The organism is Xenorhabdus anantnagensis, from assembly GCF_028598555.1.
Taxonomy (GTDB): Bacteria; Pseudomonadota; Gammaproteobacteria; order Enterobacterales; family Enterobacteriaceae; genus Xenorhabdus; species Xenorhabdus anantnagensis.
Genome location: NZ_JAQRFN010000004.1, coordinates 11,883 through 33,256, shown reverse-complemented (window position 1 = coordinate 33,256; position 21,374 = coordinate 11,883). Strand labels below are relative to the sequence as shown.

Here is a 21,374-nt window from a genome sequence, read left to right as displayed (position 1 = left end):
AATCAAACTCATAAAACTCATCATCGTTCCGTCATTGATTTTAAACTGCATCATGGCAGAAAGCTTGTCACTGCACAGTTAAAAGATATAATCACAAACGAAAAATTAATAATATCTTGATTTAAATCATAAATTATTATTCATCCGAATAAGATTTATTTTATTTGATTGCTCTTTTTTGTTATTTATTTTATTAGTAAGAACAGTTTAGTCTATAAAGGACTCAAGGTAAGATGACCATCTACAATCTAAAACCGCGTTTCCAAAACCTATTGCGCCCCTTAGTCATTTCACTGCACAAATATGGAATCACTGCCAACCAAGTCACATTAAGTGCAATGTTTTTGTCAATCGCTGTTGGTTCATTTCTGAGTTTATTTTCTTCTGCCACTTTCTATTGGCTACTGCCTATTTTTCTCTTTATCCGCATGGCTCTTAATGCAATTGATGGCATGTTGGCACGAGAACATCATCAACAATCTCATTTGGGAGCTATTTATAATGAACTCGGAGATGTGATTTCCGATGTTGCACTCTACCTCCCCTTCTGTTTTTTACCTAATGTCAGCGGTATCAGCCTATTAGTGATTTTATTTCTGGCTATCCTGACAGAGTTTATTGGCGTTCTAACACAAACTATTGGCGCATCACGTCGCTATGACGGCCCAATGGGAAAAAGTGACCGGGCTTTTGTCTTTGGTGCTTATGGATTGGTTATAGCGCTTTTCCCTTCAGCTTTGAGCTGGAGCCATTATTTGTTTCCTTTCATGATCATTTTGCTCTTGTTGACTTGCTACCAGCGCATTATCAAAGCATTGCATGAAATCAAATAAATTGAACAGTCACAATCTAAATAAGGCATTACCATGACGCTTTTACTAAAGACACATTCATCAAAGACATATTCATCAAAAAAACCAGCGTCAAATCAACGCGTTGCTGAAGAACATTATTTCATTGCATCAGATCAGGCTTCCCTGTTTTATCGTTACTGGCCACAAGAACAGGATAAAGCAGAAAGAGCCATTATTATTTTTCACCGTGGTCATGAACATTCAGGGCGCCTCCAGCATATCGTTGATGAACTCAATCTTCCCGATGTGCCAATGTTTGCGTGGGATGCCCGTGGGCATGGAAAAACAGTAGGGCCACGCGGTTATAGCCCATCAATGGGTACATCTATTCGTGATGTTGATGAATTTGTCAGGTTTATTGCCACTCAATACAGCATTGCAATGGAAAATATCGTGGTAATTGGTCAGAGTGTCGGGGCAGTTTTAGTCTCTGCTTGGGTACATGATTACGCACCAAAAATCCGCGCCATGATACTTGCTGCTCCCGCGTTCGATATTAAATTATACGTTCCCTTTGCGGTACAAGGGCTGCGATTGATGCAAAAAGCACGGGGCGTTTTTTTCGTCAATTCCTATGTAAAAGCGAAATTGCTGACTCACGATGAAACCCGCATTGCTTCTTATGACAGTGATCCGCTGATTACCCGTGAAATTGCCGTCAATATCCTGTTGGAGCTTTATAAAACCTCAGAACGCGTAGTGAAAGATGCCAGCGCCATTACGTTGCCAACACAACTATTTATTTCTGGTAATGATTATGTCGTGAGCCATAAACCTCAACACCAGTTTTACCAACGATTGAATACCCCAATTAAAGAAAAGCATGTTATGGAGGGGTTCTATCACGATACGCTGGGTGAAAAAAATCGCCATTTGGTTTTCGACAAAATACGTACTTTCATTGGACGCATTTTTGCTATCCCACGTTATCAACATGATTACAGCAATGAAGATATCTGGAGCCATACCGCCGATGAATTTCGGGCGCTCACGCTTCCATTACCACGCCTGTGTCCCAAAAACCTTGGCTATAAATTGATGCGTAAGGCGATGAATACACGCTGGGGCAAGGCTTCCGAAGGTATTCTTCTCGGTCTTGAAACAGGTTTTGATTCCGGTTCCACGCTGGATTATGTCTATCGCAACCAGCCACAAGGTCAGGGAGTTTGGGGACGATTAGTGGATCAACAGTATCTCAGGGGTAACATTGGCTGGCGCGGCATACGGCAACGTAAAAGCAATATAGAGACATTAATTCGTCAGGCCATTCATCATCTGCATCAACAACATCAGCCCATTAATATTGTCGATATCGCCGCCGGACATGGGCGTTATATTCTTGATGCAATCAAAGATTTCAGCAAAATTGACTCCATTTTGCTGAGGGATTATAGCGAACTCAATGTCAATCAAGGCCAAGCCTATATTGAAGAGCATAATCTCACGGGTAAAATCCGCTTTGTGATCGATGACGCTTTTGATACTGAAAGCATTGCATCCATCACTCCAACACCAACACTGGGCATTGTTTCCGGTCTTTATGAATTGTTTTCCGACAATACATTAATCGGAAACTCCTTGCGCGGTCTTTCTGACGCCATCGCAGAAAATGGATATCTGATATACACAGGACAACCCTGGCATCCACAACTCGAAATGATTGCCCGCGTTCTTTCCAGTCATCGTGAAAATCAACCGTGGATCATGCGCCGACGTACCCAAGGTGAAATGGATGCATTGGTAGAGGCGGCTGGTTTTGAAAAACAGTTTCAATTAACTGATGACTGGGGAATTTTCACTGTATCGATCGCCAAGAAAATTTAATGATAAGAATAAATAAATGAGAAATTCGACAAAACTTTCACATGGTGGTCAACATGATAGCCGTCAGCGTTTATGGCTGACCGCCGTTATCTGGCTGTTATTTCTCACGCCATTTTTTTTCATTACTGATGGGCAAATCAATCCATTCACCGCGCAAAGAGACAATGTGGAAGTTATGGTGTTCAGTTGGGAACATGACATTCCTTTCTGGAGTATTAGTTTATTTTACGCAGTATCACTATTTATCTGTACCCGCCGCCGTGAACAATGGTTTCACGGTTGGCGATTAGTGATGGCATCACTGATTGCCGGCGCCGGATTTCTGCTATTTACTGTGAAATTTTCGTTTTCCCATCCTATGACAGAAGGCATTTTTGGGGGATTATTCGAGCAACTGGAGCTGTTTGCTCTGCCCTGTAATCAAGCTCCTTCCTTACATATTATCCTGTTATGGTTACTCTGGCTGCGTTATTCAGCACACCTTCAAGGCCATTGGCGTGTGCTGCTGCATATCTGCTCTATCTTCATTGCGTTATCAGTTCTCACGACTTGGCAGCATCATTTTATTGATGTGATCACCGGTTTTGCTGTGGGTGTTGTGATTAGTTACCTGCTACCTATTTCACACCGTTGGCATTGGCAACCAAGTCAAGATAGCTATGCCAGAAAATTATTTGGCTATTATGCAGGAATCAGCCTGTTTTTTGCTCTGGTGGCATTTGGGCTGGGTAATATTTTCTGGGTCTTGTTGTGGCCTGCAATATCATTATTGATGGTTGCTCTTGGCTATGCCGGATTGGGCAGTTCAGTGTTTCAAAAGCAATCAGATGGCCAGATGTCTCTGTCAGCACGCTGGATAATGGCACCTTATCAATTAGGCGCTTGGCTCTCTTATCTCTGGTTCCGGAAAAAAAGTGCACCGTATAATCAAATTACAGAAGGGATTATTCTTGGTTGTTTGCCACATCAATCAATTATCAAATCAGCTAAAACAGTTAGTGTTTTGGATATGACAGCAGAATGGCACAGGAAACCGGACATTTATACAGCAAATTATATTTGCCAACCTCAAATCGATTTATTGCCGTTGACACCGGAAGCATTACAATCGGCTGTTTGTGCTCTGGACAAATTGTATGAAAAAGGAAGCGTATTCATTCATTGCACACTCGGATTATCCCGTAGCGCAATGGTCGTGGCAGCATGGCTGCTAAAACAGCACCCTGAATATGATATTCCCACCGTTGTCACTATGCTGCGTCAAGCCAGACCCCATGTTACTTTCAGGCAAACACACCTGAATGTCCTTGTTCAATGGGCAGAATATTATCAGCACCGAAGGGTATAGAACGGTATGAAAGAGTATAGTATGCAACCAGAAACCCTGACGGCTAAAGTCGTTATTGCCACACTGCAAAGCTGGCGCTTTATCTCTGGTGTATCTGCATTTGCAACTCTTATAGCGACAGCAATATTAGTGGCAAGCTCAAATAATATTGTGATTTATGCTATGTCGATATTCTTCTCTCTACTCGGTCAGTACTATTGCTGGCGCATTTGGCTAGACTGTCACTATTTTCAGATCTTGAATTCACATCCTGAAAGAAATACTGAATTCGATCAAACATTATTGCTGATATTCAATAAACCCCCCCGACCACGAACACAAAACGATCGCTTTAAAGGCTCAATAAAATTGTTAAAACGAGCAATGATAAGTTTGATCCTGCAATTGGGGCTATTTTTACTGTTTATAGTAGTAAGCTGAACATTTTTGTTACATTTCATTAATGATATTAATTTAATTATTTGATTTTTATTTTACGAGCACTAACCTATCAATTAACTTTTTGACATATAACACCTTTCTGATCTGGGAAAAGCGATATGCTGGCATCACTTTTCGCAGATCATCATCTGATATCTTATTTTTGGTTTTTAATTAAATGAATACTCGTAAAATTAAGAGGATACGCCCATTTAGTGCGCTTATTGACGCATGTTGGAAGGAAACTTACTCTTTTCCTCGTTTGGTCAAAGATATGATTGCGGGGATCACCGTGGGGATTATTGCTATCCCACTGGCAATGGCGTTGGCAATCGGCAGTGGTGTTGCGCCACAATATGGCCTCTATACTGCGGCCATTGCAGGTATTGTTATTGCCATTAGCGGAGGATCACGTTACAGCGTTTCCGGGCCGACTGCCGCTTTTGTGGTTATTCTCTATCCAGTTTCACAGCAATTTGGCCTGAGTGGCCTACTGATCGCGACGCTTATGTCAGGCGTTATTTTGCTCGTTATGGGATTGGCACGGTTTGGCCGACTTATTGAATATATCCCACTGTCTGTCACGCTTGGGTTCACTTCCGGCATTGCGATTACTATCGCCACCATGCAGGTACAGAATTTCTTTGGCCTGAAACTGGAACATGTGCCGGAAAATTATATTGATAAGGTGATTGCCCTCTCTCAAGAGTTTACTTCATTACAATTCAGCGACACACTCATCGGTTTAACCACGCTTCTGGTGTTAATTTTCTGGCCGAAACTGGGATTAAAGTTACCGGGTCACTTACCGGCTTTGATTGCAGGCACTGCTATCATGGGTATCATGCATCTGTTAGGTCATGATGTGGCAACGATTGGTTCATCATTCAGTTATACACTGGCAGATGGTACACAGGGTCAAGGTATTCCCCCAATTCTTCCTCAATTTGTGCTGCCGTGGAATCTGCCTGATACCCACTCTTTTGATATTAACTGGAATACGATATCAGCATTGCTACCCGCAGCATTTTCTATGGCAATGCTAGGAGCAATCGAGTCCCTGCTGTGTGCCGTTATTCTGGATGGCATGACCGGAAAAAAACATCATTCCAACAGTGAATTGATTGGTCAGGGAATGGGTAATATTGTGGCTCCTTTCTTTGGCGGGATCACCGCAACTGCGGCTATTGCCCGTTCAGCCGCCAATGTCCGTGCAGGTGCAACGTCACCCATTGCCGCGGTTATTCACTCTCTGCTGGTTTTATTGACGTTATTGGTTCTTGCTCCAATGCTTTCTTATCTGCCGCTTGCAGCTATGTCAGCTATTTTGCTGATTGTGGCATGGAATATGAGTGAGGCCCATAAGGTTGTAGATTTAATCCGTCGGGCACCCAGGGATGATATCATCGTCATGTTATTGTGCCTGTCATTAACCGTTCTGTTTGATATGGTAATCGCAATCACTATTGGTATTGTTCTGGCATCGCTCTTGTTCATGCGTAAAATTGCCAATATGACTCGAATCAGTATTTCTCCTCTCACAAATAATGATAAAGATCTACTGGTTGTGCGGATTAATGGTCCGCTGTTTTTCGCTGCCGCAGAACGTATTTTTGCTGAACTCAAAGAAAAAAGTGCTGATTATCAAACCATTGTTATGCAGTGGGATGCCGTTCCCGTTCTGGATGCTGGTGGGCTGCACGCATTTCAGGGGTTTATCCGTGAGATGGGAAAAGAGAAACATATCATTGTGTGTGATATCCCCTTCCAACCATTGAAAACATTGGCAAGAGCCAAAATCGAGCCGATTAAAGGGCAGTTAAGTTTTTATGCCACTTTATCCAAGGTATTAGAAGAAATGGATTGATCTAAAGATCACTGAAATATTTGTAACTGGAGAATCCTCATGCTTTCGATTGCCTGTTTCTGACCATTTGCACACATTATTGGCTTTGCTCTGCCTGAGAGCCGAATAGAAAGCCCCCAAACCGTGGGATGCATCACTCCACACGGTTTAAAGTGAAAGACATTTGCTCCGGCCACAATGTTGGTTCCCCCTGACCAACTATCGACGATCACCGACCGGCCGTTTTGCTTGAGGAAACCAAACGTCAGGTTTACGCATACTTCATGCAGCTCAACAATGGCCGCCTACTGAGTGATAAAAGTAACAAAGTTTTCGGCGAAGTCGGGAAATTCAAACCACTGCGGCAATTAAAATTGGGCTAGCGTACGATTTTTTCCGTTTTCTGAAGCGGACCCCTATTGTGTCCGAATAAAAAATTCCAGAATAAATTGTAAAACATACCCATTGCATTACTTCTAAATTTAGATCGCGTTCCTATATGAAAAATATAGACATATCATCAATGAAACAAAATTATCTCTTCAAATCAATTCTGTTAAATAATCGTTTACAGCATACAGTTTATATTAAATATCGCATTAATTTTGGATTTTATAGCAATAGTGTTGTAAGTGAACACTATTAACAAAGTTATAATTTAAAATTTATAGAAAAAATACTGAAACAATAGGAGGAAAATAGATGTTTGTTAGAAATACATATCTTTCACGATTAATAAAAATACCTTAACTAATTGCAAGTAAAATATAAATCACAAGCATGAAAAAGCACAATGTATGTTTTTTAAGTATATTGAACCCCAAGTGATTTATTTTTTACCATACTTAGAGTGTTATTATCAATAAAAACTTTTGAGTAAGGATGAAGAATGAAATTTATAGAAGAGAAATTCGAAAATTCGCATGAAATAAATAAAGATATTGCGGGATTCTTGTTAATAGCGATAAACCACGCGGCTAATGAGGGCTTCGATATAACCGATTGTCATATAAACATTCGTCTTATAAAATCTCCAATAGATGCTCGTAAATATTACTCCGTGAGCTTTTATCCAATAAAAATTACGCCTGAAAATGTAATGACGTATAATGAAATAGCATTCAATGATTTTAATGTTAACATTGACGCTAATACAAAAAAGATTATCACGGCTCACCCTAGAAAATAATCTATATAAACCTATGATATTAGGTAGATAAATTATTCATAAAGCCAGAAAGCTATTGTGATTTGTAGAAAAAATAAGACTGCCGACTTTGATTAAAAGTGCTTAACCTGAAATCAAAGATAAAGATAAGGGGGATGAGGTACATTTTCCAATCTCAAATGAGATTTTTAATAATCAATCCCCAATTTTTTTAAGCGTGAGATCAATGTTGTTGGGTTAATTCCCAACAATTTTGCTGCCCCACTATCACCAAAAATTTTTCCTTTGGATTGTTGAACGGCAAGAGAAAAATTTTTCATTTCCAACTCCTTGAGTTGTTCTATGGTTAGCACATCTTCGGTTCTTTGTAGTTCACTTTGTCGTTCATTGTGAATATTTTGACGTGAAATTTTAGATAGTTGTTGATCTTGTTCTAGCAAATAGGTAAAGGAAACAGCGCCTTGTTTTGCTGTAATTAGTGCCCGTTCAATGACATTTTGCAGCTCACGGATATTGCCGGGCCAGTCATATTGCTGTAGTTCCAAAATATGCTTTTGTGAGAATGGTAGATAATTTATTTTACGATTGTCACAAATCAGCTTGGTAAAGTGTGTAACCAAAAGCGGAATATCTTCTTTACGTTCACGTAAGGCTGGCGCATAAATCGGGAATACATTTAAACGAAAATACAGGTCTTCGCGAAAGCGTTTGTGTTTCACTTCTTCTTTTAAATTGCGGTTGGTGGCAGCAATAATCCGCACATTCACATGCCGCGTTTTTTCTTCGCCTACCCTCTCAAAGGTTCCTTCTTGCAATACACGTAGCAATTTACTTTGTTGATCTGGTTGAATTTCGCCAATCTCATCTAAAAATAATGTGCCCTGGTCTGCCAATTCAAAACGTCCGACACGGTCACGCACAGCCCCAGTAAATGCCCCTTTAACATGCCCGAAAAATTCACTTTCAAATAGTTCTGAAGGAATGGCTGCACAGTTGACCCGAATAAGTGGTTGCTGTTTACGGTGACTGGATTGGTGAATAGCACGGGCGATCAGCTCCTTGCCTGTACCTGAATCACCATAAATCATCACGTTGGCATCGGTTGGGGCGACTACATTGATTTTCTCAATAATCTGTAAAATGGATGCACTGCTGCCGACAATTTCATGGTATTTATTTTCTTGTAAAATTTCTTCTTGCAGATATTCGTTTTGCTGTTCCAGCCGACTTTTTAAATCTTGCAGCTCTTCAAGGGCATGAGTCAGTTGTTTTTCGGTATTCAGCCGATCGGTAATATCGCGGAACACTACCACCGCGCCAATAATTTCACTGTCACGAATCACAGGAGTACTGGTAAACTCCACTGGAAAGTAACTTCCGTCGCGGCGCCAAAAAATTTCCTGAATACCTTCATACACAATACCGTCATTTACCGCTGCATAAATCGGACACTCTTCTACAGGATAGTGTTCGCCATTTTCATGGGTATGATGGTGAATCTGATGGATATTGTTACTCAGTACATCTTCAGGCTGCAATCCCAACATTTTAGCCCCGGCGGGGTTAATAAAGGTACACAACCCTTGTTTGTTGATACTGTAAATGCCATCACCGACTGAACTCAGTAATAAATGCTTGCCTGTATCAGAATCAATAAATAATTCTTGCAAAGCTTGGCATTCTTTTGAATCTGTATGGATGACGTTATCAGCATTTTTGTTCAGTTGGCGTTGTTCTAACGCTTTGACATCCACCAGCGACCATATCAACAATGTTTTGTTTTTATAAGGCAGTGAAATGGAAGTAATATCCAACTGGATTTTTCCACCATTCTTATCAAAAGCATACAGCCCATTGCTACAAGCCCAATCTTTTTCCAAAGCTTCTTCAGTGAATGCCAGGAGGCTTGGCAATTGACTGAAATGACCGAAAATGGAAGTCACCGTTTTTTGAATAATTTCATGACGTTCATATCGTAATAGTTGAGTTGCACTGATATTCACATCAATAAACTGGTTTTGGTGTGGATCTAATACGATTAATGCCTGTGATGTGTGTTCAAACACCAACGGGCGAATTGAATCTTCAAATGTTACCCAGTCCGAGATAAAGTCAGTTGTATTCATATTATTCTGCCGGATTAATACTATCTACTTAAAAACATCTACTTAAAAACATCTACTTAAAAACATTTACTTAAAAACATTTAATTAAAATCGTTTAATTAAGACCATTTAATTGACGCTATTTAGTGAGAGCTATTCTGCTGTATTAATACTATGAAACTTCATAATTGAAACTATCAAATTTCGTAATACTACGAAAAATTATAATCTTATAATCGTTCGATTTATCTCCACAAAAAAATCTCAATATAAATTAAATAATAATTTTCAATGAGATAAAAATATCATCCCTTCCTTCAATATAACTTGGCACAGTTTTCGCTTTAACACAGGCAGAACACATGTTGATTCATTCCAAAATAGCATTTAACTAGGAGCTGTTATGCCAAAAGTTGATATCGAACAGTATAAAGATGGCGATTTTCTTGTTGATTATGAAGAGAAAGTGTTTGAAGACGTCAAAGCACAACCGGGTGAAAAGGCATTGGTGACTTTTCATACTGTTGCATTTGAAGGGTCAATTGGCCTGATCAATGTGTTGCAGGCAAAGCGTTTATTGCGCAAGGGCTTTGAAACCAAAATATTGCTTTATGGCCCAGGTGTGCAGCTGGGTGTACAACGTGGTTTTCCAACGTTAGGAGCGGAAGCTTTTTCAGGCCATTTGGCCGTCAATAATCAGTTGAAAGCCTTTATGGAAGAAGGTGGGGAAGTTTATGCCTGTCGTTTTGCGTTGCAAGCCATGTATGGTCAAACCGAAAAAGCGCTTATTCCGGGGATCCGTCCAATTAATCCATTGGATGTGATGGATTTAAAACTGCTGATGCGTCGTGACAATGCCTTAGTCATTGATACTTGGACTGTTTAAGTCAGACATAAACTATAAGGGGAATAAGACATGAACCGAATCATTAAAGCTGCCGCAGTGCAATGCAGTCCTGTGCTTTATAGCCAAGCCGCAACGGTAAAAAAAATCTGTGGCATTATTTCAGAGCTTGGAAAACAAGGAGTGCAATTTGCCGTCTTTCCTGAAACTGTAGTGCCTTATTACCCTTATTTTTCCTTTGTACAACCGCCCTTTGCCATGGGCAAAGAACATTTAAAACTATTGAATGAATCAGTCGTTGTACCTTCAGAAGCAACCTTAGCAATTGGTCAAGCCTGTCTTGGGGCTAACATGGTGGTGTCGATTGGCATTAATGAACGTGCAGGCGGTACGATTTATAACGCGCAACTGTTATTTGATGCTGATGGTTCAATCATTCAACATCGCCGCAAAATTACCCCAACTTACCATGAACGAATGGTATGGGGACAAGGTGATGGCAGTGGCCTGCGGGCCATTGATTCCGCTGTGGGGCGTGTTGGCTCATTGGCATGCTGGGAACATTACAATCCGTTGGCACGCTTTGCCTTGATGGCAGATGGTGAGCAAATTCATGCTGCCATGTTTCCTGGTTCGTTGGTAGGGCAGGTTTTTGCCGATCAAATCAGTGCAACCATTCAACACCATGCTTTAGAGTCCGGTTGTTTTGTGGTCAATGCCACCGCCTGGCTGCATCCCGAACAGCAACAACAAATTATGCAGGATACTGGCTGTAGCATCGCTCCAATTTCAGAAGGATGCTTTACCGCCATTGTTTCTCCTGAAGGCAAGTTTTTAGCTGAACCACTCACGCAAGGTGAAGGTTATTGCATTGCCGATCTGGATTTCAGCCTGATTGATAAACGCAAACGCATGATGGATTCAGTTGGACATTATAGCCGTCCTGAATTGTTCAGCTTATTGATTGATCGTCGCCCGACACATGTATTACACGAACTGCAAGCTGAAATGCCAAATCAAAACCATCATGAAAAACTCTCAAAAATTTAGGAAGTATATATCTAAGAAACCCAAGTTATAGGGGGTAAGGATGTCTGCAATACAGCGATTGCCCGATACACAATTATTGATCAAACCACAACGATTGATCGAACCACAATTATTGATCAAACCACAATTATTGACCGATTTGCAATGTAATGGCCTGAAATGGGAAGGCGAAGTTGGCTTGTCCCGTAAAGGTGGTGCGGGGCCAAGCGATCACAAGGCACTGAGTCTTAACGGGCAAACCATGATGATTCCTGTGCTAAACCTTGCAGCACAAGATTCGCCCTATACTGCAAAGCCTGAGACGAACTCCGACAAGGTGATTGTCTTTAAAAACCGAATCCCGATAGCAACCTTAACTGCACCTGCACGACCACGTTTTTATGATTTGAAAACTGCCGAAGGTATTGCTTATGAGCAAATTGCAACCTTACACAGCCATGACGTATTAGCAACGACAGTGTTACAGCATTGCATTCGTATGAATGACCAAGCAACTGCATGTCAGTTTTGTTCGATTGATCAGTCTGTAAAAAATGGTCGGACTTTGATCCGCAAGCATCCACAACAATTGGCAGAAGTCGCCAAGGCAGCCGTTGAGCTGGATGGTGTCAAACAAATGGTGATCACCACAGGCACACCAAATAAGGCAGATCGTGGGGCAAAAATTTTATATGACTCGGTTAAAGCGATTAAGGCGCAGGTTGATTTGCCAATACAGGTACAGTGTGAGCCACCCGATGATTTTGCATGGTTTCAGCGTTTAAAAGACGCAGGCGCTGTGTCGATTGGGATGCACCTTGAGGCAGTGAATGAGAGTGTACGGCAGAAAATTATGCCCGGAAAAGCCGAAGTATCATTGGAAAAATATTTTGCCGCATTTGAGGCCGCCGTTGCCGTGTTCGGTCGGGGGCAGGTCAGTACCTACATTTTGGCAGGTTTGGGCGACACTGAACTGGAAATCGTGGAGATGAGCGCCAAATTAACCAAAATTGGGGTGTATCCATTTGTGGTGCCGTTTGTGCCAATTCAAGGGACTCCATTGGAGCATCATCCTAAACCTGACCCAGATTTTATGCAGTCGCTTTATCCGAAAATCGGACAACAACTCAAACAACATGGTTTGCACTCAGAAAATACTCAAGCAGGTTGTGCCAAATGTGGCGCTTGCTCTTCGCTGAAAGCATATGAATAAGGAAATGTAATATGGAACTTTCTCACTGTTGTTGGCGGCTTGAGTTAAATGAAAGGCTGAAAAAAACTCTTAATAGTGACATTGTTATCAAAACTGTGTCAGAAAATTGGGAACTTCGTCAATATTATGGTTTACGTGAAGCGACTTTCCGCGATGAACAGAAAATATTAAAAGAAGATCGTGATGAGTATGATTTTAAAGCATTAGGTATTATTGCCATTGGGAAAATGCTTGGTGAGCATGACCGGGTGATTGGGGCGGTGCGGATCTTCCCTGATATTGAACAAACATGGTATGGCGGGCGGTTATGCGTAGATCCTTTATATCGACATTACCATGCTATTGGTAAAGCGCTAATCAATGCAGCAGTATCAACGGCCAAAAACTTAGGATGCCGTACTTTCTTAGCCACGGTGCAAAATCAAAATGAACGCTATTTCCAAAAGTTGCGTTGGGATAGTTTGCATCAATTAACCATTGCCAACATTCCCCATATATTGATGCAGGCTCAGATTGAATATTATCCGTTACAGCATATCCCGATGCATGTCTATATGCAGAAGGAGACGTGCTGATGGAACTCAATCAATTACTTGAAGTACTAAGACATACACCCGCTATGCAATCCAAGCGGGCGATTGCTGACAGTATTTCAGCCAATACAACTTGCCATGTGGATTCATTGGATAGTTTATATGCCTATCCCGGAGATGATACGGCAGCAATATTATTAAATAATCAAACGTTATTAAATGATCAATCATTAAATGGTCAATATATATTGCACGCCTGTGAAGGTATGTTGCCGAATTTTGTAGCCAATCATCCTTATTTTGCCGGATGGTCAGCGATTATGGCAAATATTAGTGATATAGCAGCAATGGGCGGTCGGGCATTGTCTGTTGTGAACAGTTTTTGGCATACCAGTAACGAACATGCCCAACAGCTAATGCAGGGTATGCAGGATGCTTGTAATGCTTATGGTGTGCCATTGGTTGGTGGACATTCCCATCTTGAAGCGGTCTCTCAACCCGCTTTATCCGTTGCGATTCAAGGTCTAGCGCGAAGACTGCTCTCGGTATTGCATGTCAAGCCACACCAAAAAATTCTGATTGCTTTAAATCTACAGGGACAATTCCACCCCAATACCACTTATTGGAAATGCTTTGAACATGTATCTGGCTGCATTTTACGGTCACAGCTTGCCTTGTTGCCGCAATTGGCAGAGGAAAATCTGGCTCATTCCGCCCGTGATATTAGCAATGCCGGCATTTTAGGTAGTTTGTTGATGCTGCTCGAAGCTACTGCATCAGGCGCAGATATCAACTTAGATGCCATTCCTAAACCGGATGATGTGGATTGGTTCAAATGGCTGCAAATTTTCCCCAGCTTTGGTTTCTTACTGACTGCCGATGTAGATAAATGTGAAGAAATCATCGAGTTATTTCACCATCAAGGAATTACCTGCTCGGTGATTGGTGAAACCAATGTCAGCGGTGTGGTTACAGTACAGCAGAAGCAACAAAAACAGCACAACATATTTTGGGATTTTAATAGCCAAGTATTTACCGGTTTTTGTTATGCCAATGTCTTAAAAAGAGTGTTTAAAAAAATATCTTAAAAAAAATTAGCTTAAGAAAAATCACTCTCAAAAAAGTTATAAGCCAAACCCGTACAGATTGAGACGAAGAGTCAGTAGGAGCCTATGTTATGCCCAGTGTGAATTTTACCGTGAAGTGGCCTAATGGAGAGCTGTTTCAATATTACGCCCCTTCAACGGTGATTTATGAATATCTGTTCATTGGTCAGCGTTATCCCAGTACGCAATTTTTGCATCAGATTGAGAATGGCCTGCACGCCGCATCGGAAAGAGTACGTACACGCTATGGCTTTGCCTGTAGTTCGGCCATGGACAATCTGGCGATGATCAAACGCCAAATCAAAATTTTCGGGCTAAGCCCAGAAGATCAAATTGAAGTCATTGAAATGACGAATAAATGAGAAGGATGTTCCATGTTAAATATCCAAAATCAAATATTACAACCAAGTTATGATGTGGTGATTGTAGGTGGTGGTCAGGCCGGTTTATGTATCAGTCACTATTTGCAGAAAGCAGGCATCAACCATGTGATATTGGAAAAAGAACCCGAATTGACCCATAGCTGGCGCCGTAAACGTTGGGATAATTTTACCTTGGTGACTCCTAACTGGCAGTGCTTATTGCCTGAACATCCTTACCAAGGGCAAGACCCTGATGGCTTTATGACAAAGCATGAAATAGTGGAATATCTTGATGCATTTATTAAAAAACTCAATCCTCCTGCCATCTTAAATATTCAGGTAGAACATGTGAGAAAAGTGGCAGCCCATAAGTTTGTCATTAAAACCAATCACGGTACAACCATCGCCAAACAGCTTGTTGTCGCCGCAGGCGGGTATCACACCCCGATTTACCCAAAACTAAGTGATACCTTGCCTGAGCATATAAAAGTGATGCATTCGGAAGAATATTTAAATGCCGATCAACTGCCTGAAGGTGCGGTGTTGGTGGTCGGTTCAGGGCAATCCGGCGCACAGATTGCCGAAGATTTACATCTGACAGGCAAAAAAGTCTATTTATCGACAGGTGATGCACCACGGTGTGCTCGATTCTATCGTGGTAAAGATGTAGTGAACTGGCTGTTTGGTATGGGTTATTACGAAACAACTGTCAAAGATCATCGTTATAGCGAAGAAGTACGTAATAGCACCAACCACTATGTCACGGGGCGTGACGGTGGACATGATATTGACCTGCGTAAATTTGCTTTAGAAGGTATGCAGTTGTTCGGGCGTTTTGATGATTTTAAAGATGGTCAACTCTGGTTTCGACCAGATTTATCAGAAAACCTAAACCGTGCTGATGCCACTTATAATCGCATTAATGCCTCAATTGATGAATATTTAGATAAAAACAATATTGCAACCAAAGAACCTGCATCATTGTATCAGCCTGTTTGGTGCCCTGAGCAGGAAATCACACACATTGATTTAGCAAAAGAAAATATTACTTCTGTGATTTGGTGTATCGGTTTCAGGCCTGATTATTCATGGATTGATTTAGATATTTTCCAAGCCAATGGTTATCCGAGCCATGACCGTGGAATTACTATTGATCCAGATGTCACGTTTATTGGTTTGCCGTGGTTATATACATGGGGTTCCGGGCGTTTTCTGGGGATCGATCAGGATGCTGCCTATGTGGTACAGCATATTGAGCAACAAATTCGGGGCAACGCAGATAACTTAGCGTCTTGTGGGTGAGATATCCCAAAATCAGGGAACTGAAAAAAATCAGCGGTTACAGAACAAAATGCCTGTAACCGCTTTATCAACCTTTATCAACCTTTATCAATAAGCCCTGACGGATTCAGTGATTATTTGTCGGTATCCAGATCTGGGAAATTTTTCACCACATCATCAATAGCTTTCATCTGCATCAGGAATGGTTCCAGTTTTGCCAGAGGCAATGCCGATGGCCCATCACATCTTGCATTTTCTGGTTCAGGATGAGCTTCAAGGAACAGCCCCGCAATCCCCACCGCCATACCAGCACGCGCCAGCTCAGATACTTGCGCACGGCGACCACCGGAAGCTGCACCCAATGGATCACGGCACTGTAAAGAGTGAGTAACGTCAAAAATAACGGGTGAACCATTAGTTGCCTGCTTCATGACGCCAAAGCCCAACATATCAACCACCAGATTGTCGTAACCAAAGTTACTGCCACGGTCACACAAGATAACCTGATCGTTGCCACCTTCCTTAAATTTCTCAACGATATTACCCATTTGACCTGGGCTGACGAACTGAGGTTTTTTGACGTTGATGATTGCGCCTGTTTTAGCCATCGCTTCAACCAGATCGGTCTGGCGAGCAAGAAAAGCGGGAAGCTGAATTACATCAACCACATCTGCAACAGGTTGGGCTTGCGCGGGTTCATGCACATCAGTGATGATTTTCACGCCGAAAGTCTGCTTTAGCTCCTGAAAGATTTTCATTCCCTCTTCCAAACCCGGCCCACGGTAGGAATGGATAGAAGAGCGGTTAGCCTTATCAAAAGACGCCTTGAAAACATAAGGAATGCCCAGTTTTTGCGTTACGGTCACATAGTGCTCACAAATACGCATGGCCAAATCCCGTGATTCAAGGACATTCATACCACCAAACAATACAAAAGGCAGATCATTTGCGACCTTGATGTCACCAATATTAACCACTTTCTGTTGCATGCTTATACCTTCTCTTATTAAGGGCAAATAAATTTGCGGTATTCATAAAAATAAATAAGGCGCAGAGAAATTCCGTCTTATGACGACATTCTTATAACGATATTTAATGGAGGATAATCGCTCTTTGCTCAATGGAGTTAATCTGCATTTTTAGCATTTCTGAGATAGGATCCTCAGGGCAGTGCTCCACGAAATAACTCAAATCCGAGACAGCAATGTGACTACAGTCGAGCTGTGCATAGATCAGCCCTCGGTCACGGATTTCATAGGGATCATCGGGGTCAAACATCAGCACGATTTCGTTGGCTTTAAGTGCCAACTCCATCTTTTTCTCTTGCATCAAAGTAACTTTGATGGTGTCAGTAACTTTTCGCACAACACTGGCATTATCGGCTTCCTGTAGATCTTTGTTTTCCAAACAAACCGTCGGGCCAATATTGCCTTTCAACCAAACATCAAGTGTATGTTCGTTGAGCGTATCGCCATTCATGGGATTAATAAACCATGTTGGCTCATCCGTTAAATCAATCCGCAAGATTAACTGTGTCGGGAATATGACAGGCTGTACGGCCAATCCCAGTGCCTGAGCAATGTGTGAAAATACCGTTCCCAGTGTTACGGGAGCACCTTGATGCGAATGCAGTACATTATCCAACCATAGAGTATCAGATAAACAGTACACCCCATTCGCTCCGCGAAATTTCCACTCTCGATAAAAAAGCGTCAATAACGATTGCAATTTTGTTTTAGTATCAGTTATAGAGGAAAGTTTTTGCTGTGCTTCTTCAACCAAGGCGGTTAATTGCTCAGTCACTAATATTTGAGGAAAATCAGGACGAATGGCCCGTGTTACTAGAATAATACCGTCTATCAGGGAAGCATTATTGAATTCATAATTAACTATGGTTTTCATTTTTATTCCATCGACCTGCCGTGATACGTTCATTACCACCATAATCCTGAAAGGTCTCTATCTGTTGATAACCTTTTTCCAAAAATAGGTTTCTGACAACAATTCCCTGTTTCCAGCCATGTTCCAATAATAGCCATCCGTTTGGTAACAAGAAGTGGCGAGCCTGCTCCACAATTGTCTGCAAATCTGCCATGCCATTTTGGGCGGCAATCAATGCAGTGGCTGGTTCAAACCTGACATCTCCTTCACGCAGATGGGGGTCAAGCTCATCAATATACGGAGGATTACTGACAATCATATCAAATTGTCGTTTCCCAACTGCTGAGAACCACTCACTTTGCAAAAAATCCACATTATGGAAAGGCTTATTATGGCAAGATAACTTTTCAGCATTTTTTTCAGCATTATGCTGTGCCAATGCTATAGCATCAGGATTAATATCCACCCCTGTTATATGGCAATCATGCCGCTCACTCGCCAATGCCAATGCAATAGCCCCCGTTCCCGTACCAAGATCCAGAATCTGTGCAGGTAAATCAGGCAGCAATTCCAGGGCTTTTTCAACTAAGCATTCCGTGTCAGGGCGTGGGATCAAGGTTGCAGGCGATACCGCAAGGGGTAACGACCAAAATTCGCGTTCCCCTACAATATAAGCGATCGGCTCTCCCTGAATGCGGCGGGCCAGAAAAGCATCAAGCTGGCTGGCTTCTTCGGGGGAAATAGGCGTTTCATTGAATGCAATCAAATAAGTGCGGGAACGCCCTGTCACATATTGCAACAAGATTTCTGCGTCACGCTTAGGACTGTCACTTTCAGTCAACTGCATCGCCGCATGTTGGAGCCAATGTTGATAATTCATCAATCCTGCTCTGACAATGCAGATAATTGGTCTGCTTGATATTCAGTAATGATAGGCTGGATAAGCATATCCAGTTTGCCTTCCATCACTTCTTCAAGGCGATATAACGTTAGGTTGATACGGTGATCAGTAACCCGCCCCTGTGGGAAGTTATAAGTGCGGTTGCGATCTGAACGGTCGCCGGAGCCGAGCAAGTTGCGGCGTTCAGAAGCCTCGGCTTCCTGACGCTTTCGCATCTCTGCGGCCCGAATACGCGCAGCCAGCACAGACATCGCTTTTGCTTTGTTTTTATGTTGTGAACGCTCATCCTGACATTCCACAACAATACCCGTTGGAAGGTGGGTAATTCGAATTGCAGAGTCAGTGGTATTGACGTGCTGCCCACCCGCACCGGAGGAACGAAAAGTGTCAATTTTTAGATCGCTTGGGCTGATTTCCGGTAATTCCGCTTCTGGAATTTCTGGCAGAATAGCCACTGTACAAGCAGAAGTGTGAATACGCCCCTGAGATTCGGTTTCCGGCACACGCTGGACACGATGTCCGCCAGACTCAAATTTCAGGTGACCATAAACTTGCTCACCAGAAATTTTGGCAATTACTTCTTTATATCCGCCATGTTCGCCTTCATTGGCGCTCATGATCTCAACTTTCCAACGGCGGGATTCGGCATAACGGCTGTACATGCGGAATAAATCCCCGGCAAATATTGCAGCTTCATCACCACCAGTTCCAGCGCGAACTTCAAGGAAACAGTTGCGTTCATCATCCGGATCTTTTGGTAATAACAGTACTTGCAGTTGCTGTGCCAACTCTTCATTACGAATTTTTGCGCCCTTGAGTTCTTCCTGCGCCATTTCCCGCATTTCGGGATCATCAAGCATCATCTCGGCTGTTTCTATATCATCCTGAACGCTTTTCCAAGCTTTAAAACAGTTAGTCACATCAGTCAATTGAGCATATTCTTTTGAGAGTGCCCGAAAACGCTCTTGATCAGTGATCACTTCAGCATCACCGAGGTGAGCCAAAACTTCTTCATGGCGTTCTTGTAATGCTTCCAATTTAGCGACAATAGAAGGCTTCATTCGTAATATCAGACCTTATTTAGAATAGGTTTAGAATAGGGTTAGTTATGATCCAGCCCAAGGCTGTCCCGTAATAGATTCAGGCGTTCCAAATCACCATCGCTGGCAGCCTGTTGGAGAGATTTAGTCGGTGTGTGGATCAGACGATTCGTCAATTGATGGGTCAATTGGTTAATGATCTGTTCAGCATCAGCACCCTGCCTTATGGACATCAATGCTTTTGCTGTCATCTCAGCCCTGATTTTCTCTGCTTGTTCCCGATATTCACGAATTGTATTAACAGCACCTTGAGAACGCAACCAATCCATGAAATGGCTGCTTTCTTGTTGCACAATACCTTCCGCAACAACCGCCGCAGCTTTGCGTTGGGCAAGGTTTTGCTGAATGATAGCCTGTAAGTCATCCACGCTGTACAGATAAACATCACTCAATTTTTCAACATCCGGCTCAATATCTCGGGGAACGGCAATGTCAATCAGCAACATCGGCTGGTTACGTCGTAATTTCAACGCCCTTTCGACCATGCCTTTGCCAATGATCGGCAACGGGCTGGCAGTGGAGCTAATTACAATATCAGCTTCGGCCAATCGGGTATCGATATCCGGTAGGGAAATAACTTCTGCATTGACTTCACTGGCAAGCATCTGTGCACGTTCTTTCGTGCGGTTGGCGATCATCATGTGATGCACGCCATGCTCTTTGAGGTGTCGGGCTACCAGTTCAATCGTCTCCCCTGCTCCCACCAACAGGATATTCAGTTGGGAAAGGGATTCGAAAATTTGCCGTGCCAGTGTGCAAGCAGCAAATGCCACGGAAACGGCATTTGCACCAATTTCCGTTTCTGTTCTGACCCGCTTGGCCACCGAGAAAGATTTTTGGAACAAGCGTTCCAGTTCCCCTGACAGTGCTTGGTAACTTTGTGATTCAGCAAAGGCCTTTTTCACTTGTCCCAAAATCTGCGGCTCGCCCAATACCAGAGAATCCAGGCCGCTGGCGACCCGCATCAAATGGCTGACCGCCTCATTATCCACATGCCAGTAGAGGCTTTTTGTTAAATCATCAGGATTAAGCCGATGATATTGACATAGCCAATTAATTAGCTGTTCTTTAAAATTACCCTGCTGTTCAACGCTGAGGTAAAGCTCCGTGCGGTTGCAGGTGGACAGCACAACGCCCCCTCGCACCAGTGGTTGCTGGAGCAAGTCATCAAGCGCTAGCCCTATCGTGTCAGGAGAAAAGGCCACCCGCTCACGTAAGGAAACAGGTGCTGTTTTATGGTTGATACCGAGTGCTAATAAAGTCATCTTAACTGCATTGAGTTATCACGGGAGGCAAGGTCATGATGATATTAATAATTATTCTCATAAACTCACACCCTTCATAAGGACTCTCATTGATCGAGCATTCTACTTGATGCAACAGTTCAATAAAAGTCAATCGGGCGGTTCTACGATAATTTATTCGAGAATTCTTATCAAATTTTCGCTAAATTACCCTCCTGATTATAAACTGGGGTGACACACCCTAAATTGTCATATTTAAATACCGCCATATTTATAATCAATAGAATTCAAGTTTCAAACTTTCCTACCACCAAG

Annotated in this window: 19 protein-coding genes; 13 read left to right on the top strand and 6 right to left on the bottom strand. The window is 42.3% G+C overall.

Annotated elements, in window-relative coordinates:
* Positions 1-233 precede the first annotated feature (233 nt).
* From PSI14_RS04450 to PSI14_RS04425, 6 genes are all read left to right on the top strand, one after another.
* On the top strand, positions 234-833 hold the full coding sequence (locus PSI14_RS04450; protein ID WP_273574625.1) for a CDP-alcohol phosphatidyltransferase family protein: 600 nt from the start codon (positions 234-236) through the stop codon (positions 831-833).
* A gap of 33 nt (positions 834-866) precedes the next feature.
* Positions 867-2,678, top strand: coding sequence for a bifunctional alpha/beta hydrolase/class I SAM-dependent methyltransferase (locus PSI14_RS04445; protein WP_273574624.1), 1,812 nt, complete (start codon positions 867-869; stop codon positions 2,676-2,678).
* Between the two features lie 16 nt (positions 2,679-2,694).
* Positions 2,695-4,026, top strand: coding sequence for a dual specificity protein phosphatase family protein (locus tag PSI14_RS04440; protein ID WP_273574622.1), 1,332 nt, complete (start codon positions 2,695-2,697; stop codon positions 4,024-4,026).
* 6 nt (positions 4,027-4,032) lie between these two features.
* On the top strand, positions 4,033-4,446 hold the full coding sequence (locus PSI14_RS04435) for a hypothetical protein (protein ID WP_273574620.1): 414 nt from the start codon (positions 4,033-4,035) through the stop codon (positions 4,444-4,446).
* 178 nt (positions 4,447-4,624) lie between these two features.
* Entirely contained in the window at positions 4,625-6,313 is a 1,689-nt protein-coding gene (gene dauA, locus PSI14_RS04430) for a C4-dicarboxylic acid transporter DauA (RefSeq protein WP_273574619.1), read from the top strand.
* A gap of 868 nt (positions 6,314-7,181) precedes the next feature.
* Positions 7,182-7,481, top strand: coding sequence for a hypothetical protein (locus PSI14_RS04425; RefSeq protein ID WP_273574617.1), 300 nt, complete (start codon positions 7,182-7,184; stop codon positions 7,479-7,481).
* 167 nt (positions 7,482-7,648) lie between these two features.
* Here the strand turns inward: PSI14_RS04425 and PSI14_RS04420 are convergent, their stop codons facing one another.
* A complete protein-coding gene (locus PSI14_RS04420) occupies positions 7,649-9,586 on the bottom strand; it encodes a sigma 54-interacting transcriptional regulator (RefSeq protein WP_273574616.1) in 1,938 nt (645 codons plus the stop codon).
* Between the two features lie 382 nt (positions 9,587-9,968).
* Here PSI14_RS04420 and PSI14_RS04415 point away from each other — a divergent pair, with 382 nt between their 5' ends.
* From PSI14_RS04415 to PSI14_RS04385, 7 genes are all read left to right on the top strand, one after another.
* Complete coding sequence (locus PSI14_RS04415; protein ID WP_273574614.1) at positions 9,969-10,451, top strand: MSMEG_0572/Sll0783 family nitrogen starvation response protein; 483 nt, start codon at positions 9,969-9,971, stop codon at positions 10,449-10,451.
* Positions 10,452-10,481: 30 nt separating this feature from the next.
* Entirely contained in the window at positions 10,482-11,459 is a 978-nt protein-coding gene (locus PSI14_RS04410) for a Nit6803 family nitrilase (protein WP_273574613.1), read from the top strand.
* A gap of 40 nt (positions 11,460-11,499) precedes the next feature.
* A complete protein-coding gene (locus tag PSI14_RS04405; protein WP_370688814.1) occupies positions 11,500-12,651 on the top strand; it encodes an MSMEG_0568 family radical SAM protein in 1,152 nt (383 codons plus the stop codon).
* A gap of 11 nt (positions 12,652-12,662) precedes the next feature.
* Complete coding sequence (locus PSI14_RS04400; RefSeq protein WP_273574611.1) at positions 12,663-13,226, top strand: MSMEG_0567/Sll0786 family nitrogen starvation N-acetyltransferase; 564 nt, start codon at positions 12,663-12,665, stop codon at positions 13,224-13,226.
* Positions 13,226-14,272, top strand: coding sequence for a sll0787 family AIR synthase-like protein (locus tag PSI14_RS04395; RefSeq protein WP_273574610.1), 1,047 nt, complete (start codon positions 13,226-13,228; stop codon positions 14,270-14,272). The genes PSI14_RS04400 and PSI14_RS04395 overlap by 1 nt, the downstream gene beginning before the upstream one ends.
* An 89-nt stretch (positions 14,273-14,361) precedes the next feature.
* Complete coding sequence (locus PSI14_RS04390) at positions 14,362-14,652, top strand: MSMEG_0570 family nitrogen starvation response protein (protein ID WP_273574608.1); 291 nt, start codon at positions 14,362-14,364, stop codon at positions 14,650-14,652.
* Positions 14,653-14,664: 12 nt separating this feature from the next.
* Positions 14,665-15,954, top strand: a complete 1,290-nt coding sequence (locus PSI14_RS04385) for an MSMEG_0569 family flavin-dependent oxidoreductase (RefSeq protein ID WP_273574607.1) — start codon at positions 14,665-14,667, stop codon at positions 15,952-15,954.
* Positions 15,955-16,067: 113 nt separating this feature from the next.
* Here the strand turns inward: PSI14_RS04385 and kdsA are convergent, their stop codons facing one another.
* From kdsA to hemA, 5 genes are all read right to left on the bottom strand, one after another.
* On the bottom strand, positions 16,068-16,922 hold the full coding sequence (kdsA, locus tag PSI14_RS04380; RefSeq protein ID WP_273574606.1) for a 3-deoxy-8-phosphooctulonate synthase: 855 nt from the start codon (positions 16,920-16,922) through the stop codon (positions 16,068-16,070).
* Between the two features lie 103 nt (positions 16,923-17,025).
* Positions 17,026-17,835, bottom strand: coding sequence for an invasion regulator SirB1 (sirB1, locus tag PSI14_RS04375; protein ID WP_273574605.1), 810 nt, complete (start codon positions 17,833-17,835; stop codon positions 17,026-17,028).
* Positions 17,819-18,694 carry a peptide chain release factor N(5)-glutamine methyltransferase gene (gene prmC, locus PSI14_RS04370; RefSeq protein ID WP_273574604.1) on the bottom strand — a complete coding sequence of 292 codons (876 nt, stop codon included), beginning with the start codon at positions 18,692-18,694 and terminating at the stop codon, positions 17,819-17,821. Before prmC ends, sirB1 begins: the two co-directional genes overlap by 17 nt.
* Positions 18,694-19,776 carry a peptide chain release factor 1 gene (prfA, locus tag PSI14_RS04365; protein ID WP_273574603.1) on the bottom strand — a complete coding sequence of 361 codons (1,083 nt, stop codon included), beginning with the start codon at positions 19,774-19,776 and terminating at the stop codon, positions 18,694-18,696. The genes prmC and prfA overlap by 1 nt, the downstream gene beginning before the upstream one ends.
* 41 nt (positions 19,777-19,817) lie before the next feature.
* Complete coding sequence (gene hemA / locus PSI14_RS04360) at positions 19,818-21,080, bottom strand: glutamyl-tRNA reductase (RefSeq protein WP_273574602.1); 1,263 nt, start codon at positions 21,078-21,080, stop codon at positions 19,818-19,820.
* Positions 21,081-21,374: the final 294 nt, after the last annotated feature.